The organism is Chryseobacterium jejuense (assembly GCF_017877355.1).
In the GTDB taxonomy this organism is placed as follows: Bacteria; Bacteroidota; Bacteroidia; order Flavobacteriales; family Weeksellaceae; genus Chryseobacterium; species Chryseobacterium jejuense_A.
In genome coordinates, this window is the sequence record NZ_JAGIPR010000001.1 from 270331 (window position 1) to 286766 (window position 16436).

Sequence of the window (16436 nt, forward strand, 5' to 3'; positions counted from 1 at the left end):
TCATGAGAAAAAATCTACTCATATGTATTCTTGCTTTGGTATTTGTGAAAAACCATGCACAAAGTGATAAAACAGTGTACTCAATCATAGATGCAGCTGCTCAGAAAGTGGCGAAAGAGTCCAAAGCATATTCTGTTTCTGTTGGAATAATCAAAGACGGGAAAATCTATACTAAGCACTTTGGTGAAATAGACAAAGGAAAAGGGAACAAGGCAGATGATAATACTTATTTTGCCATAGCTTCCGTTACTAAGCTTTTTACAGGTCAATTATTGGCTCAGGCAGTGTTGGAAGGGAAAGTAAATCTTGATGATGATGTTCGTAAATATCTGAAGGGATCCTATCCAAACTTAGAATATAATGGAGTTCCGATAAAAGTAAGGAATTTAATTTCTTATGAAACAGCATTGCCTAGAAATCTCCCTATTGATGATGAGTTAAGAAAAAATATGACGGATGAGACCCCTTTTCTTTACGAGAAACTCAACGAAGGATATACCAAGGAAGATTTTAAAAAAGATCTGGGCACTGTAAAATTAAACATGGAGCCGGGAAAAGAATATAAATACAGTAATTTGAGTCTGGAATTGGCAGGACTCATACTGGAAAATATTTACGGAAAAAGCTATGAAACCCTTTTGAAAGAAAATATCTTCTCAAAAGCTGGAATGAACCATACCAAACTTGAACTTGATAAAAATGAAGCTCAGGCCAACGGATATCATGAAAATTATCGTCTGATGCCGGTTTCAAAAAGTCTTTTATGGGGATCTGGTGGCTCGAAAACCGAATCTACAATGGGAGATATGGTGAAGTTTTTAAAAGAAGAACTGAATCCACAAGATAAAATAGTACAGGAGTCCCAAAGAAACATTAACAATAGTAAAGAAGGCTGGTATGGATATTTTTGGGATAAGTATTGGATTACCGAACATGGTAAAAGAGGATTTAAACATGGTGGATCCTATGGGATAAATAGCTTGTTTACCGTATTTCCTGAGCTGAATATCGGAATCTGTATGATTGTGAACATCAATGGACCTGAAACATTTACCGCACTTTATAATGGTACAAGCAGTTTAGTAGCCGATCTTATTCCAACTTCAGAGAAAAAGCAGGTGTATGGGTATTCCGTAAAGGGAGATAAAATCGTTTTTTCTTACACCCATCCGAAAAACCTGAACGGAAACCTGATCAATACAGTTTCTGTAGCAGGAAGTTTCAATAATTGGGATCCTGAAAATAAAGAATATCAGATGATAAAAAAGGATAAAAACCTTTATGAATTGGAGGTTCCTATCTCCCAATTTGAAAAAGGAAAGCCCTATTCTTTTAAATTTGTATTGAATAAAGAAGAATGGATTGGAGCTTCTAAAAATGTATCCAATAATGACGGGACCAAAGATAATAATCTGGCATTCGTATTATAAGAAAAAGATTGAGCTTAAAGAAAGTAAAAAGAGTAAATTTGTACTCAATAAAATTAGGATGTATCATAACATCTAAAAGAGCAGCCAATGGAGAGGAAACAAAGGATAACAATAAGGAAGTGCTACTCTGAACTCAGAAAAGTAAAAAGAAAAATAAATCTAATATTAAAATCTGACATCTAATGTCTAATAACAAAAGAATTTTCGTAGAAAAAAGAGGAATTTTCGATGTTGAAAGTCCAAAAATTTTTGATGAAGTAAAAGCAGTTGTTCCGGCAATTCAAAGTGTGAAAGTCTACAATGTGTATGATATCTTCAATTTGAATGACGGGGAATTCGAGAAAGTAGTAAACAATACTTTTGTAGATCCTGTTACTGATATTTTACATACAGAAAACCCTGCAAAAAGCATCCATTTCGGGATGGAGTTCCTGCCTGGTCAGTACGATCAGAGAGCAGACTCTGCACAACAGTGTATCGCTTTATTAACAGAAAATGAAAAGTCAAAAGTAAGAAGTGGAAAGTTAATCGAATTTGTAGGAGTATCAGAAGCTGATTTGGTGAAAATCAAAGACCTTTTGATCAACAAAGTAGAATCTCAGGAAAAAGACTTATCTGTATTGGATATTCCTGCTGATGAAACACCATCAAAAGTAATCATCCACGAAAATTTCATCAATTTCAATGATGCTGAACTTGAAAACTTCTATAATAATCACGGTTTTGCATTAGGATTAGATGACCTGAAATTTATTCAGGAATACTTTAAAACTGAAGAAAGAAACCCTACAGAAACAGAACTGAAAGTATTAGACACGTATTGGAGCGATCACTGTCGTCACACAACTTTCGAAACAGAATTGTCAGATATTCAGTTTGAAGGAAGGTTCAAGCAGACATTGGATACTATTTTCAATGATTATATCGAAAAAAGAAAATTCTTAGGCCGTGAGCTGAAACCAATTTCTTTAATGGATCTGGCGACAGTTTGCGGAAGATATTTCCATAAAACAGGTAATTTGGAAAATTTGGTGGTTTCTGACGAAATCAACGCTTGTACAATCCAAATTGAAGCTGAATACGATGGTAAAAAAGAACCTTGGTATTTATTATTCAAAAACGAAACGCACAACCACCCAACGGAAATTGAACCTTTCGGAGGAGCTTCTACTTGTTTAGGAGGAGCAATCAGAGACCCTTTATCAGGAAGATCGTTTGTGTTTCAGGCGATGAGATTAACAGGGGCTGCAGATGTTTTAGAATCCGTAGACAAAACATTACCAGGGAAATTACCTCAGAAAACAATTACCAAACAAGCTGCGAACGGATATTCATCTTACGGTAACCAGATTGGTCTTGCAACCACTATGGTTTCTGAAATCTATGATGAAGGCTACAAAGCTAAAAGAATGGAAGTAGGTTTCGTTACCGGAGCCGTTCCTGTAGACTGGGTAAGACGTGAAAAGCCTGCCAATGGTGATTCTATCATCATTTTGGGAGGGGCAACAGGTCGTGATGGAGTTGGAGGTGCTAGCGGAAGCTCAAAAGAACAGGACGAAACTTCTATCCACACCATGAGTTCTGAAGTGCAGAAAGGAAATGCCGTTGAAGAACGTAAAATCCAGAGATTATTCAGAAACCCTGAACTGACAAGATTAATCAAAAAGTCTAATGACTTTGGAGCAGGAGGTGTTTCTGTTGCCATCGGTGAGATTGCAGACTCTCTGGAAGTAAACCTTGATGTATTACCATTAAAATATGAAGGATTAAACGGAACAGAACTGGCTATTTCCGAATCTCAGGAAAGAATGGCAGTTGTGGTAGATCCAAAAGATAAAGAAAAGTTCATCAGATTCTGTGAAGCTGAAAACATTGTAGCGGTAGAAGTAGCAAAAGTAACAGATTCAGGAAGAATGCAGATGTTCTGGAAAGGAGACAAAATTGTTGACCTTTCAAGAGCATTCCTTGATACGAACGGATGTTCAAAATCTCAGGAGGTTAAGATCAACCACCTTGAAGAAGTAAAAGTAGAAACTAAAGCATTCAACGAAGAAAACTTCGTGAATACTTTAAAAGATAAAAACGTAGCTTCCCAAAAAGGACTATTGGAAATGTTTGACTCTTCCGTAGGAGGGACAACCGTTGCCATGCCTTTAGGTGGAAAATACCAACAAACCCTAATGGAAGGTAGTGTGCAGACACTGCCGATCTTAGGAGCAAAAGATATCAAAACCGTTTCCTTGGCAAGCTGGGGCTTCGATGCTGAAATCTCAAAACAAAATTCATTATTGGGAGCATCTTATGCCGTGGTAGAAAGTGTGGCGAAGATTGTGGCGATGGGAGGTGATTATAAAAACATCAGATTAAGCTTCCAGGAATATTTCGAAAAGCTAGGTCAGGCTCCTGAAAAATGGGGTAAACCATTAGCTTCTCTTTTAGGAGCTTATGATGCACAGATCAACCTTGGATTAGCAGCTATCGGTGGTAAAGATTCCATGAGTGGAACCTATCAGGATCTGAGTGTTCCGCCAACATTGATATCTTTTGCATGTGCTAACGGAGACAAACAAAATATCATTTCTCCGGAATTTAAAGCGACAGGAAACAAAGTCTATTTCTTCAATCACATCGCTCAGGAGAATGGTCTTCCAAACTATGATGCTTTAAAAGACGTTTATGAATTCATCTTTGAAAACATTAAGTCAGGAAAAATCGTTTCTGTAAAAACAGTAAAAGATGGTGGAGTAGCCGTAGCATTGGCAAAAATGAGTTTCGGAAACAGACTGGGAGCTGAAATTAACGCTGATGAAAATACTTTATTAGCTAAAAATATCGGTAGCCTAATCATTGAAGCTAAAGAAGAACTAGGCAATGCATCTCTTCAGTTAATCGGAGAAGTGAAAGATTCCGGTATTGTAAAGATCAACAATCTTGAAACCCAAATCTCAAATCTTGAAGCGGCATACACCGGTACATTCGAAAACCTTTTCCCAACAGCGGAAAAAGAAAAGATTACGGTTGAAATTGATGAAATATCAAACTCAATCAACCCAAGAAATATCATCATCAAAAAACACGGAATTGCACAGCCTAAAGTATTTGCTCCTGTGTTCCCAGGAACAAACTGTGAGTATGATACCTTAAATGCATTCCAGAAAGAAGGTGCTGTAGTAAGCAGCTTACCTTTAATCAATATCAGCCACCAATTGCTGGATGAAAGTATTGATGCATGGGTAGAAGAGATCAAGACCTCTCAAATCCTTGCTTTCTCAGGAGGTTTCTCCGCTGGTGACGAGCCGGATGGTTCTGCAAAATTCATTGTTAACGTTTTAAAGAACGAAAAAATGAGAAATGCAGTTCATGAATTATTAGACAGAGATGGTATGATTATCGGGATCTGTAACGGATTCCAGGCTTTGGTGAAATCAGGATTGTTACCTTATGGAAGAATCAAAGATCTGGATGAAAACTCTCCTACATTGGCTCACAACGCCATCAGAAGACATATCTCTCAGATGGTAACGGTAAAAGTAGTGAACGATGAAAGTCCATGGTTAAAAGGAATGAAAGGTCAGACCTTCACCATTCCGATTTCTCACGGTGAAGGACGTTTCATGGCTTCAGAAGAAGAAATCAAGAAGTTATATGAAAACGGACAGATCGCAACGCAGTACATCGATTTTGATGGAAACATTGCCCACGGAATGCCATTTAACCCTAACAATTCATTATTCGGAATTGAAGGTGTTACCAGCCCATGTGGAAAGATCTACGGAAGAATGGGACACCCGGAAAGATTTACGGATGGTCTCATGAGAAATATACCAACCGCGAATTATCACAATATATTCAAAAACGGTGTTGAATACTTCAAATAACAATACAAGAAAAATGATCGTCATCCATGGCGGTCATTTTTCATCTTTAGACGGTTTCTACGAAGAAGTTTCCAATGTTTTAATGAAAGACACAGATTGGAAAGTAGGATCCTTAGATGGTTTTGATGATATTCTTTATGGCGGCTTCGGAATCTTTGAAAACAAGGAGGAAGTTGAAATCGTTTGGAAAGACTCACAAAAATCAAAAGAATACTTAGGACTTAAAGCAACCCGGGAATTCTACGAAAACAAAATCAAACAGGGAAAACCTTTCAATATAGAATTAATCCAGCGAAAACTACAGGATTTAGTAGAAGGGAAAGGATAAACATTGTTTGAAATTCTGGTAGAAATTATTGAATCACACGAGAATATTATACTGACCTTGGATTGATGAGTAATGAGTAATGAGTTGAAATTTTGAAACGATAATACTTCAATACCGTTAATGTTTTCCATCCAGCTTCATCCAATCAACTTGTTGATTCTTCTTAGCTCCCTAAAATCTGCAGAGTAATAATAAAATCTTTGCGTTTAAAAAACAAGACGCATTTAAACCATTAAGGAAAATGAAGATTTTAAGGCAAGTTAAGCTTCATCAAAGATGAATTTAAGGCATTGCTTAAATAAATAGCTTCAGCTATTCTCTTAACTCTTCTTAACGACTTAAAAGCTCTTAATGGTTTACTTGTTTTCAAAGTTTTCCATTTAGCTTCATCCAATCAACTTGTTGATTCTATCTTTGCCTCCTGAAATCAGCAGAGTAATAATAAAATCTTTGCGTTTAAAAAACAAGACGCATTTAAACCATTAAGGAAAATGAAGATTTTAAGGCAAGTTAAGCTTCACCAAAGATGAATTTAGGGTATTGCTTATATAAATAGCTTCAGCTATCCTCTTAACACTTCTTAACGACTTAAAAGCTCTTAATGGTTTACTTGTTTTCAAAGCTTTCCATTTAGCTTCATCCAATCAACTTGTTGATTCTATCTTTGCCTCCTGAAATCAGCAGAGTAATAATAAAATCTTTGCGTTTAAAAAATAAGACGCATTTAAACCATTAAGGAAAATGAAGATTTTAAGACAAGTTAAGCTTCATCAAAGATGAATTTAAGGCATTGCTTATATAAATAGCTTCAGCTATTCTCTTAACTCTTCTTAACGACTTAAAAGCTCTTAATGGTTTACTTGTTTTCAAAGTTTTCCATTTAGCTTCATCCAATCAACTTGTTGATTCTATCTTTGCCTCCTGAAATCAGCAGAGTAATAATAAAATCTTTGCGTTTAAAAAACAAGACGCATTTAAACCATTAAGGAAAATGAAGATTTTAAGACAAGTTAAGCTTCATCAAAGATGAATTTAAGGCATTGCTTATATAAATAGCTTCAGCTATGCCCTTTACTTTTCTTAACCACTTAAAAAAACTTGATGGTTCAAAACGCTTTTCAATACAATTTTACATTAAAAAATCTCTCGCAGATTAACCAGATTCAGCAGATTTTATTTTACTTTGAAAAATATTTGGAAAGCTTTGAATAAGAAGCAAAAATCAATAAACAACAGAATTAATTGAATGAAGAAAATAGTGTATGGACTGTTCTTTGGGGACAGTATAACATATGGAGAATATGATGGCGTTTTTGGAGGCTGGGTAGATATTTTAAAGAGATATGCTCTGCAGAAATTTCATGAAGGAAATGGTGATGAACTGATTGTATTCAATTTAGGAATCGGCGGTGAAACCACAGAAGGGTTATTGAAACGAATGCCAGTGGAATTAAGTGCAAGAAATTCAGCGGATGGAAATCTGGTTTTCATAAGTTACGGAGCCAACGATCTTGCTATTAAAGAAGGAATACAGGTAGTGAATCCTGAACAATTTAAAAATAATATCATCACAGCAGTTCAGAATGCCCAACAGTTTTCCAATGATATTTATCTGGTCAGTATTCTTCCTGTTGCTAAAAATATAGATGGAGTAGTGGTGAGCTCAGGAAAATTAAGATCAAACGAAGCAGTAGTTGCCTACAACAAGATTCTTAAGGATATTGCAGGAGAGTACTCCTTAGTGTATATTGATTTTTATAAAGCATTGTTAGAGGATAAAGAAATTTTGCTTTCTGCAGATGGTGTTCATCCTAACGAGAAAGGCTATGGAATGATGGCCGAAATTGCAATTCCAATCATTGAAAAATATCTATAATGCCTTATTTATTTTCTTACGGAACCTTACAGAAAGAACAGGTTCAACTCGAAACATTCGGACGCATTTTACAGGGAGAAAAAGACATATTATCCGGATATAAACTGAATATACTTGAAATTACAGATCCGGAAGTTTTAAGAAAGAGCGGCCAGAAATACCATCCAGTGTTGGAATTTTCAGGAAAGGATGAAGATGAAATAGAAGGGATGCTGTTTGAAGTAACAGACTCAGAAATCCTTCAGGCAGACGAATACGAGGTAGATGATTACAAAAGAATCGAAACCATTTTTAAATCCGGAAACAAAGGATTTATTTATGTAGGGAAATAATTTTTTTTTGAATTTATCTATCATGAGTGAATTTTATTTAGTAGTTTTAAGTTGCAAAAAAAAATTACTATGAAAAATTTAAAAAGAATTAAAAGACAAGAGTTAAAAACCGTAAAAGGGGGAGGTGCTCCATCTCGAATTATTTATCCAACAGATGAAAACGGAAATTGCAGCACAGCACCTTATTACTACTATTGTCCAAAATATGATGGCTGTATGACCAGTGAGTCATGGGATGCCTATTGCCCTTTATAAAATAAAAATAATCTAATGAACAAAACGTTTCTGAAAAGTATTTGATTTTCGGAAACGTTTTATATTTTAATCCCAATCCATTGCTTTAGTCAAAACATAAAAATCAACCTGTAAAACATCATCTATCATTTATCAATCATTATTCATCTAAAAAATTTCTCCTGACAAACAGTTGTCACAACTTCCTTCTATCTTTGGCCTACAACAAAAAATCAAGAAATGAACAACGTGAAAATTGAACCTTTTAAAGTAATCGGAATCGCAGTAAGAACAACCAATGAGAATGAGCAGGCAGCAAAGGATATTCCGGTATTATGGGAGAAATTTATGCAGGAAAATGTGTTGGAAAATATCCCGAACAAAATAGATAATACCGTTTATTCTATTTATACGGATTATGAAAAAGACCACACAAAGCCTTATACTACACTGTTAGGATGTAAAGTAGAAAGTCTTGATAATATTCCTCAAGGAATGATAGGGAAGTCTTTTGATGGTGGAGATTACGTGAAATTTACAGCAAAGGGAAATCTTGCAGAAGGCTTGGTCATCAATGAATGGTTTAAAATCTGGAATATGGATTTAGAAAGAACTTTCACCGCTGATTTTGAAATATATGGAGAAAAAGCTCAAAATCCTTCTGATGCAGAAGTAGATATTTTAATTGCTGTGAAATAAGCAGAATATTTAATAAAAACTCATCTCCATTTTTGCAATAAAAAAGCCTGCTCATCATGACGATAGCAGGTTTTTTTCTTAAATGAATCTGAACATGAATTTAAATTTCATACATATTGTTTCTGCTAAAAAATATACTTCCAATACACCAAAACCCCAATAATTATAGAGGCAATGGCTATTAGCACAACAGCTCCGGCTGCAATGTCTTTAATAAATCCGATTCTTTTATCAAAATTTGGCTGAACGATGTCACATATCTTTTCGATGGCTGTATTGAAAATTTCAGCACTTAAAACAGCTACACAAGCCATAAGAACAAGGGCCGTATCAATAGTGGTAAGCTTTAAATAGAAAATAAGGAAGAGATTAATAAAGAAAGCAAGGAGTTCAATCTGGAAATTTCTTTCCGTTTTTATCATCACTAAAACACCCCGGAAAGCATTCAGGAAACTTTTATGGAGAGGTGGTTTTTGCATACTTCTTTTACTTTTTTCAACAAAGATAGTTTTTGTATTTTGATTGTTGCCGCTAATCTGTTATATTTGAAATAGGAAGATTAGAATATATTCAGCAGTCCATATTTTAATGCAAAAATATACTGCTATGGAAACCAGAACGTAATATCGGGTCTGAAACCCCATTGACGATCTTTGTTAAAAACTCGTCGGGATTATTCTTTTCTTTGTTGTATGTATTTATTATATTTGTAGAAACTTATTTTATAAATCTATGAAATTTATTATTTCAAGTGGTGAACTGCAGAAGGCGTTGCAAACTGTAAGTGGCGTAATATCAAGCTCTCAATCGAGACCGATTTTAGAAAACTATCTTTTTGAATTAGACGGAAATAATGTTACCATTACAGCATCTGACGGCGAGACAACTCTTGTAACTTCTCTGGAAGTAAAGTCTGATGACTCAGGTAAATTTGCTGTTCCTGCTAAAATTTTTCAAGATTTTATCAAGACGTATGGAGAACAGCCTTTAACATTTGTTGTAAAGGACAATGCGGAAGGAACTGGAAGCCAGCTTGAGATTTTAGATGAAAAAGATAATTTCGCAGTAGCATTAGATAATGCTGACGACTATCCTGAATTGCCGGAATTCGACGCTTCTCAAAGTGTCGTAATGCCAGCTGGAGTATTGTCTGAAGCTTTAACCAATACATTATTTGCCACCAGTAACGATTCACTTCGTCCGGTAATGACAGGAGTATTATTCCAATTTGGAGAAAACGAAACCAATTTCGTTTCTACCGACTCTCACAGGCTTGTTGTTTACAAAAGAGCGGACCTGATGAATGCTGAGCCAATGGAGTTTATCATGCCTAAAAAACCTTTGAATATCTTCAAAAATATTCTGGCAAGTTCCAATGAAGACGTGAAAATCGACTTCAATGAGAATATGGCTAAATTTACTTTCGGGAAGCATATTTGGATCTGTAGACTGATTGACGGTAAATATCCAAACTATACAGCGGTAATCCCTAAAGAAAACCCGAATGTATTAACCATCAACAGAAACCTTTTATTAGGAGCAATCAAAAGAGCATCTATCATGTCTAATAAATCTACCAACCAGGTAAGATTTAAACTTTCAGGAAATATTCTTCACCTTCATGCAGAAGATACAGAATATGCAAACAAAGCAGATATGCAGATCCCTTGTGATTACAACGGAGAAGATATCAATATCGGATTCAGCTCTAAATTCTTAACTGAGATGTTAACGATCTTAGGTTCTGATGATATCACAATGAAAATGTCTCAGCCAAACAGACCGGGAATTATTGAACCGCTTGATGGCCTTGAAGAAAACGAAAACATCTTAATGTTATCAATGCCGGTAATCGGATTGTAAGATTAAAAACAAATACTAAAAAAGCTGGAGTAATCCGGCTTTTTTGTTTCCGAATGTACTAAAGGCTTTTAATGATTTAAAATATTTTCAATATTTTATGTGAAGCTTCATCAAATCAACTTGTTGATTCTGTCTTTGCTCCCTTAAAATAAGCATGTAAATAATAAAAACTTTGCGTGAAAAAAATATTCATTATAATTTAAACGCTAAGATGGCGAGAAGAGACATCATAAACTGCATATATTTTTTCGCAATGAGATTTTCATTCAGTAAGGACAATGAACTGTAGACCAATTGAGATATGGTAAATAAACATTTGTTCCTGGCTAAGTGAAACGCCTTTGCGTTCTTAAAAATTAATTATATAATTGTAAAATCTTAGCGTGCATTGCGTTAAAAACAATTCAGAATGTAAGTAAAATAATAACGTAGATTATAATTCTCATTATGGAAGTGAAAATACAATCTTGCCCGTCTTCACATTTTCTTTCAGAATTTACTACTGAAAACTATAGTGTAATAATATGGAAGGGTACAGGAGTATTTTCCGTAGATGGAATTAACTATTCTTATAGTGGTTATAATATTCTGTTTATTTCCCCTTATCAAAAACTGAAATTATCTTCCGATTCAGAAGAAAATATTACTGTTCTTCTTTTTCACGGGGATTACTACTGTATTGAATACCATAAGGATGAAGTAGCCTGCAATGGACTTCTTTTCAATAATATCTATGTGAACCCCGGTATAAAACTTTCAAAAGAGAATTATGAATACATCCTGGAACTTTTTAATCATATAAAGAGGGAAGAAAAAGAGAATCATCAGTTTTCACAATCTATTATCAAAACATATATCCAATTGATTCTTGCGATCTGCAGCAAGCAGAAAAGCGGGATTGAAAATAATTCGATAGCCAACGAAAAACTACCCAACAAAAATGCTGTAGAATTTCAGAAATTATTGGAAGGAAACTTTAAAAAGGAAAAAGAACTTTCATTTTACAGTGATAAGCTCAATATTACCAATAATACTTTAAGTAAACTGGTCAAAAAAGAATTTGGAAAAACACCGAGTCAGTTAATGAATGAGAGAATCATTCTTGAAGCTAAAAAATTGCTTCATTTAACATATCGTTCCATAAAAGAAATTGCATCAGAATTGGGATTTGATGATGAGTTCTATTTCAGCAGGTATTTCAAAAAATCAATAGGCTGTTCTCCAAGACAATACAGGGAAAAAGTAGGCATTTCTGTGGTGGCAAAAATGTCCATGTAATGTCCTGAAATATCTATGTTAGGGCTGTAGGCATGTGAATACCTTTGTTAAAAAAGTAAATCATATGCAGAACAGTAGATTATACAATTGGTTATTAAAATTGGATGCCTATTTCTTCAATTTTCTGAGAATATCAATATTTGTGGTTATGGCCTGGATTGGTGGACTTAAAGCCTTTCAATACGAAGCTGACGGAATTGTTCCATTTGTTGCCAATAGTCCGGTCATGAGTTTTTTTTATAAAAATGCCGATAATAAAGTGTTAAACGAAGATCAGAAGCTGGTTTCAGAATATACACTCTATAAAAATCCTGAAGGGAAAGTAACTAAGAAAAATATTGATTGGAACAAAGAAAATGGAACGTATGCATTTTCATATGGATTGGGCACAATAATCGTTGGAATAGGAATATTGGTGGTATTGGGAGTTTGGTTTCCTAAAATTGGAGCAGTGGGAGGAGCTTTAACGTTTCTAATGGCATTGGTTACTTTATCTTTTCTGGTGACTACTCCCGAAGTATATGTTCCCAACCTTGGTGGTGATTATCCAACACCTCAATACGGATTTCCTTATCTTTCAGGAGTGGGGCGTCTTGTTATAAAAGATATCATTATGATGGCTGGCGGGCTTGTTTTATTCTCCGATAGTCTGAAGAAAGTTTTGAAACCATCTGCTCAGGTATTTTAAATGGCTTACTGAAATTTTATGGAGAAGCAGAGTAGAGATTGATTTATCCAACCTTCCGAAGAGAAAAAAAGAAAATTAATTCTCTTAAAATCGCTTTGAAATTTCTGTATTTCTCAAAAAAACACGACATTTGTACCGCGAAAAACCGACTCAATCATTGGGCGGAATTTCAAATAAAAGTTTCAAAAATAGAGCAAATGAAACCTCTCGTTTCGTTTGACGAATTAAACAAGTAGATAGATAAGCAAATGAAAATATCAAACAACTGGCTGAAAGACTTTGTAAAAACGGAATTGAAAACTGAAAGAATCGGTGAATTCCTAACAGACATAGGTCTTGAGGTTGAAGGGATAGATAAATTCGAAAGTGTAAAAGGCAGTCTGGAAGGAATTGTTGTAGGTAAAGTATTAACCTGCGAAAAGCATCCGAATGCTGATAAACTGAAGAAGACAACAGTAGACGTAGGAAACGGGAAGGTACTGAATATCGTTTGTGGCGCTCCCAATGTAGAAGCAGGGCAAACAGTTCCTGTAGCAGTTGTCGGAACAAAAATCTATGATAAAACCGGAAACTTTTTTGAAATTAAAGAAGCAAAAATCAGAGGTGAGGTTTCTCAGGGAATGATCTGTGCAGAAGACGAACTAGGTCTTAGCGAAGATCACGGCGGAATTATGGTTTTAGATGAAACCAAATATGAAGTAGGAAAGAACTTTGCAGACTATTTTGAATTGACGAATGATGAAGTTATTGAAATTGGTTTAACCCCCAACAGAACGGATGCAATGTCTCACTATGGTGTTGCAAGAGATCTGCATGCTTTCCTTTCTACCAATCAGCAGAAATCTCAGTTTATTAAAGTAGCTTCTGAATCTTTAAATAATGAAGGTTCTCACGATTTCAAACTTGAAATTGAAGATACAGAGCTTTGTCCAAGATACATTGGTGCGGTGATTGAAGAAGTAAAAGTTGCAGAATCTCCAAGCTGGTTAAAAGACAGATTAAAAGCAATCGGATTAAGCCCGATTAATAATATTGTAGATATTACCAACTATATTCTTCACGGATACGGGCAGCCGCTTCACGCATTTGATGCAGATAAAATTGCAGACAAAAAAGTGAAAGTTGGAGTTGTAAAACCGGGAACAAAATTCACTACTCTGGATGGAGTAGAAAGAACCCTGAATGGTACTGAGATCATGATTAAGGACGGTAAGGATACACCAATGTGTATTGCCGGAGTTTTCGGTGGTGAAAATTCAGGAGTGTCTGAAACTACAAAAACAATATTCCTTGAAAGTGCTTACTTCAATCCGGTAGCGGTAAGAAAAGGAGCAAAAGTTCATAGTTTAAATACGGACGCTTCTTTCAGGTTTGAAAGAGGTGTAGATCCGAATCTTACCAGAACAGCGATTACTCATGCTATTAAAATGATCCAGGAAATTGCTGAAGGAAAATTGATAGGGGAGCTTTTAGAAGAATATCCTAAGAAAATAGAAGATAACTATGTGATCTTAAGATTCTCTAAAATTGAACAGATTTTAGGAACAAAAATTCACAGAGAAAAAGTAAAAGAAATCCTAAAGGCATTGGAAATCCAGGTTTTAAATGAAATTCCTAACGGTTTTGAAATTTCTGTTCCTGCTTACAGAGCAGATGTAACAAGAGAAATTGATGTTATTGAAGAGATTTTAAGAATCTATGGATACAATAAGATTGATGCCCCACAAAAGATTTCGTTTACACCGGTTAAGCTGAGCGCAAACGATCAGGATGAATTGGAGAACAACTGGGCGAGAGCTTTACAGAACCTTGGTTTCCATGAAGTAATGAACAATTCATTAACTTCTGTAAAAGATGAAACGGATGCTGTAAAACTATTGAATCCTTTAAGCGGTGATCTTGCATTCATGAGAAAATCCCTATTAGAAGGGCTTCTTCAGAACACAGTTTACAATATCAACAGAAAGAATGAGGATATCAAATTCTTTGAATTAGGAAAGATTTATCACAAAAAAGATAAATACGAAGAAAGAAAACAGTTAGCCATTATCGTTTCAGGAAGAGATGTAGCAGAGAACTGGTTACAGCCTAAATCTGCAGTAAGTTTCTACAACCTTAAGGCTTATGTAAAAGTTTTATTGGAAAGATTAGCAGTAAACTATAAAGAAGTCGCTTTAACTGACGAAAGATTCTCTGATGCATTAGCGTATGAAGCAGATGGTAAAATCTTGGTAAGAATCGGAAAAGTGGCTCAGGCATTATTGAAGGATTTTGATATTGATCAGGATTGCTTCTATGCTGAAATTGAACTTGAACTGGCTCAGGAGTTACGCTCTAAAAACGAATTGAAGTTTAAAGACATTCCGAAATTCAACAAGATCAGAAGAGATTTAGCTTTATTGATTGATAAGAATATTAACTATCAGGAGCTCTATCAGATAGCAAAGAAAAACAAATCTCCATTCATTAAGAGCATCAATCTATTCGATGTATATGAAGGGAAAAATCTTCCGGAAGGTAAAAAGTCTTACGCAATGAGCTTCGAGTTGTTAAACGAAGAAAAAACACTGGAAGAAAAGGAAATTACAGAAGTAATGGATTCCTTAATTAAATCTTTCCAGAAAGAATTCAATGCAGAGTTAAGATCATAATAAAAGATATAACAATTTTAGAAAGTCGGGCTTTAAAGCCCGACTTTTTATTTTTTAATTTTGAAATTTTACAAAATCCAGATAAAAAGTAGGGTTTCCTGCGTTGAAGGTTGTAGGAACTATTAAATTAGTTTTTCCGGCAACTACAGTATAAGTTCCCGGATTGGCAAAATAAAGGACTCGGTTTTGATCTCTTGGAAACATAAAGGCCGCGGTATTGGATCCGCAATAGCTCCTCCATACATCCCCAATACCATTAATGTAGAAGAAATAATCATTACATTCTGAATTAATGGCTATGCCACAACGGAAAAAGTACCATCCCTTGTCCGGAATAATCACACTCAGTCCAGTGTTATACGGGCCTCCTGCTGGGCCGGTGAAAGGGTTTACAAGCGTTCCGGAGGCGGGAGTCCAGGCATTGGCGAAAGCTGTTACAACAGTAGTAGACCACGTTGCCACACCTGTTGGGTCACTCGTAAGCACTTTACCCAATCCCTGAGTTCCATCAGTTATTTTTAAGGCCCCTGCTGTGGTTCCATTATTAATTTCCAGAGGAACAGATGGAGTAGTGGTTCCTATACCTACTCTGTTATTAGCGCCATCTACGGATAATGTAGTGTTGTTAACAGAAAAACCGTTAGTGGCGGAGGTTGTAAAGGTAAGAGGGAAATTACCCTGCAATATATTTGTATTTCTGTTAAGGCTTCCTCCTAATTCTGCTTGAGTGCCGTTTAAAGAAAGTCCGTTTGTTGCTGTTATCAGGGCATTACTGCCTACCTTTTGCCAGATATTTCCATCAAAAAAGTAATAACCTTCTGCTGTGATATTAGCTGTCTTTGTGCTCGATACTGTTACAGCTGATGTCGCATAGATAAGTGCTCCTTTCTGATCTGCTCCGTAACTGGTATCTCCTGCTTTAATCTGATCTCCTGTGAGTCGGGGAGCTATAATTCCTTCAGGCTGACTGCCATCAGTAGTTTTAGCGTTGATGTCAAGGCTTGCCTTAGGATCAGGAGTGTTAATGCCTACTTGGGAAAAAGCTAAATTAAAGGATAGTAGAAACACGACGGTGTAGAAGTTTTTTTTCATACTGTTTAAAATCTTTTCAATTTTTTAAAGTTTAATCTTGATACAGTAAAATTGTTGTTAAATATTGATATTAGCACTAAATTAGTG

13 protein-coding genes are annotated in these 16436 nt (G+C 35.4%); 11 read left to right on the forward strand and 2 right to left on the reverse strand.

Going from position 1 to position 16436, the window contains the following annotated elements; all coding sequences use genetic code 11:
• Positions 1–2: 2 nt before the first annotated feature.
• The 7 genes from J2772_RS01180 (at position 3) to J2772_RS01210 (ending at position 8777) form a co-directional block, all read left to right on the forward strand.
• Positions 3–1430, forward strand: a complete 1428-nt coding sequence (locus tag J2772_RS01180) for a serine hydrolase (RefSeq protein ID WP_209912555.1) — start codon at positions 3–5, stop codon at positions 1428–1430.
• Positions 1431–1612: 182 nt separating this feature from the next.
• Positions 1613–5308, forward strand: coding sequence for a phosphoribosylformylglycinamidine synthase (locus tag J2772_RS01185; RefSeq protein WP_209912557.1), 3696 nt, complete (start codon positions 1613–1615; stop codon positions 5306–5308).
• Positions 5292–5636: a ribonuclease inhibitor gene (locus J2772_RS01190; protein WP_245365047.1), complete on the forward strand. Its 345-nt coding sequence runs from the start codon at positions 5292–5294 to the stop codon at positions 5634–5636. Before J2772_RS01185 ends, J2772_RS01190 begins: the two co-directional genes overlap by 17 nt.
• A gap of 1246 nt (positions 5637–6882) precedes the next feature.
• Positions 6883–7512 carry an SGNH/GDSL hydrolase family protein gene (locus J2772_RS01195; RefSeq protein ID WP_209912560.1) on the forward strand — a complete coding sequence of 210 codons (630 nt, stop codon included), beginning with the start codon at positions 6883–6885 and terminating at the stop codon, positions 7510–7512.
• Positions 7512–7844, forward strand: a complete 333-nt coding sequence (locus tag J2772_RS01200) for a gamma-glutamylcyclotransferase family protein (RefSeq protein ID WP_209912562.1) — start codon at positions 7512–7514, stop codon at positions 7842–7844. The genes J2772_RS01195 and J2772_RS01200 overlap by 1 nt, the downstream gene beginning before the upstream one ends.
• Before the next feature lie 69 nt (positions 7845–7913).
• Positions 7914–8099 carry a bacteriocin-like protein gene (locus J2772_RS01205; RefSeq protein WP_209912564.1) on the forward strand — a complete coding sequence of 62 codons (186 nt, stop codon included), beginning with the start codon at positions 7914–7916 and terminating at the stop codon, positions 8097–8099.
• Between the two features lie 219 nt (positions 8100–8318).
• Positions 8319–8777, forward strand: coding sequence for a GyrI-like domain-containing protein (locus J2772_RS01210; RefSeq protein WP_209912566.1), 459 nt, complete (start codon positions 8319–8321; stop codon positions 8775–8777).
• A gap of 125 nt (positions 8778–8902) precedes the next feature.
• Here J2772_RS01210 and J2772_RS01215 read toward each other — a convergent pair whose 3' ends face one another.
• The gene (locus tag J2772_RS01215; protein WP_209912569.1) at positions 8903–9256 is read right to left on the reverse strand and encodes a diacylglycerol kinase family protein; all 354 of its coding nucleotides are present in this window, start codon (positions 9254–9256) and stop codon (positions 8903–8905) included.
• Positions 9257–9509: 253 nt separating this feature from the next.
• Between J2772_RS01215 and dnaN the strand changes: the two genes are divergently transcribed.
• The 4 genes from dnaN (at position 9510) to pheT (ending at position 15257) form a co-directional block, all read left to right on the forward strand.
• Complete coding sequence (gene dnaN / locus J2772_RS01220; protein WP_045498178.1) at positions 9510–10640, forward strand: DNA polymerase III subunit beta; 1131 nt, start codon at positions 9510–9512, stop codon at positions 10638–10640.
• Positions 10641–11087: 447 nt separating this feature from the next.
• On the forward strand, positions 11088–11918 hold the full coding sequence (locus J2772_RS01225; protein WP_209912571.1) for an AraC family transcriptional regulator: 831 nt from the start codon (positions 11088–11090) through the stop codon (positions 11916–11918).
• A gap of 64 nt (positions 11919–11982) precedes the next feature.
• Complete coding sequence (locus tag J2772_RS01230) at positions 11983–12606, forward strand: DUF417 family protein (protein ID WP_209912573.1); 624 nt, start codon at positions 11983–11985, stop codon at positions 12604–12606.
• Between the two features lie 248 nt (positions 12607–12854).
• On the forward strand, positions 12855–15257 hold the full coding sequence (gene pheT / locus J2772_RS01235) for a phenylalanine--tRNA ligase subunit beta (protein WP_209912575.1): 2403 nt from the start codon (positions 12855–12857) through the stop codon (positions 15255–15257).
• A 54-nt stretch (positions 15258–15311) separates the two neighbouring features.
• On the opposite strand, the gene J2772_RS01240 is transcribed toward pheT, so the two are convergent.
• The gene (locus J2772_RS01240; protein ID WP_209912577.1) at positions 15312–16349 is read right to left on the reverse strand and encodes a hypothetical protein; all 1038 of its coding nucleotides are present in this window, start codon (positions 16347–16349) and stop codon (positions 15312–15314) included.
• Positions 16350–16436: the final 87 nt, after the last annotated feature.

Excerpts from the sequence above, each read along its gene's own strand:
- J2772_RS01205 (WP_209912564.1), top strand. The coding sequence starts at position 7,914 with ATGAAAAATTTAAAAAGAATTAAAAGACAAGAGTTAAAAACCGTAAAA.
- pheT (WP_209912575.1), top strand. The coding sequence starts at position 12,855 with ATGAAAATATCAAACAACTGGCTGAAAGACTTTGTAAAAACGGAATTG.
- J2772_RS01215 (WP_209912569.1), bottom strand. The coding sequence starts at position 9,256 with ATGCAAAAACCACCTCTCCATAAAAGTTTCCTGAATGCTTTCCGGGGT.
- J2772_RS01240 (WP_209912577.1), bottom strand. The coding sequence starts at position 16,349 with ATGAAAAAAAACTTCTACACCGTCGTGTTTCTACTATCCTTTAATTTA.
- J2772_RS01210 (WP_209912566.1), top strand. The coding sequence starts at position 8,319 with ATGAACAACGTGAAAATTGAACCTTTTAAAGTAATCGGAATCGCAGTA.
- J2772_RS01185 (WP_209912557.1), top strand. The coding sequence starts at position 1,613 with ATGTCTAATAACAAAAGAATTTTCGTAGAAAAAAGAGGAATTTTCGAT.
- J2772_RS01180 (WP_209912555.1), top strand. The coding sequence starts at position 3 with ATGAGAAAAAATCTACTCATATGTATTCTTGCTTTGGTATTTGTGAAA.
- J2772_RS01225 (WP_209912571.1), top strand. The coding sequence starts at position 11,088 with ATGGAAGTGAAAATACAATCTTGCCCGTCTTCACATTTTCTTTCAGAA.
- J2772_RS01195 (WP_209912560.1), top strand. The coding sequence starts at position 6,883 with ATGAAGAAAATAGTGTATGGACTGTTCTTTGGGGACAGTATAACATAT.
- J2772_RS01230 (WP_209912573.1), top strand. The coding sequence starts at position 11,983 with ATGCAGAACAGTAGATTATACAATTGGTTATTAAAATTGGATGCCTAT.
- J2772_RS01200 (WP_209912562.1), top strand. The coding sequence starts at position 7,512 with ATGCCTTATTTATTTTCTTACGGAACCTTACAGAAAGAACAGGTTCAA.
- dnaN (WP_045498178.1), top strand. The coding sequence starts at position 9,510 with ATGAAATTTATTATTTCAAGTGGTGAACTGCAGAAGGCGTTGCAAACT.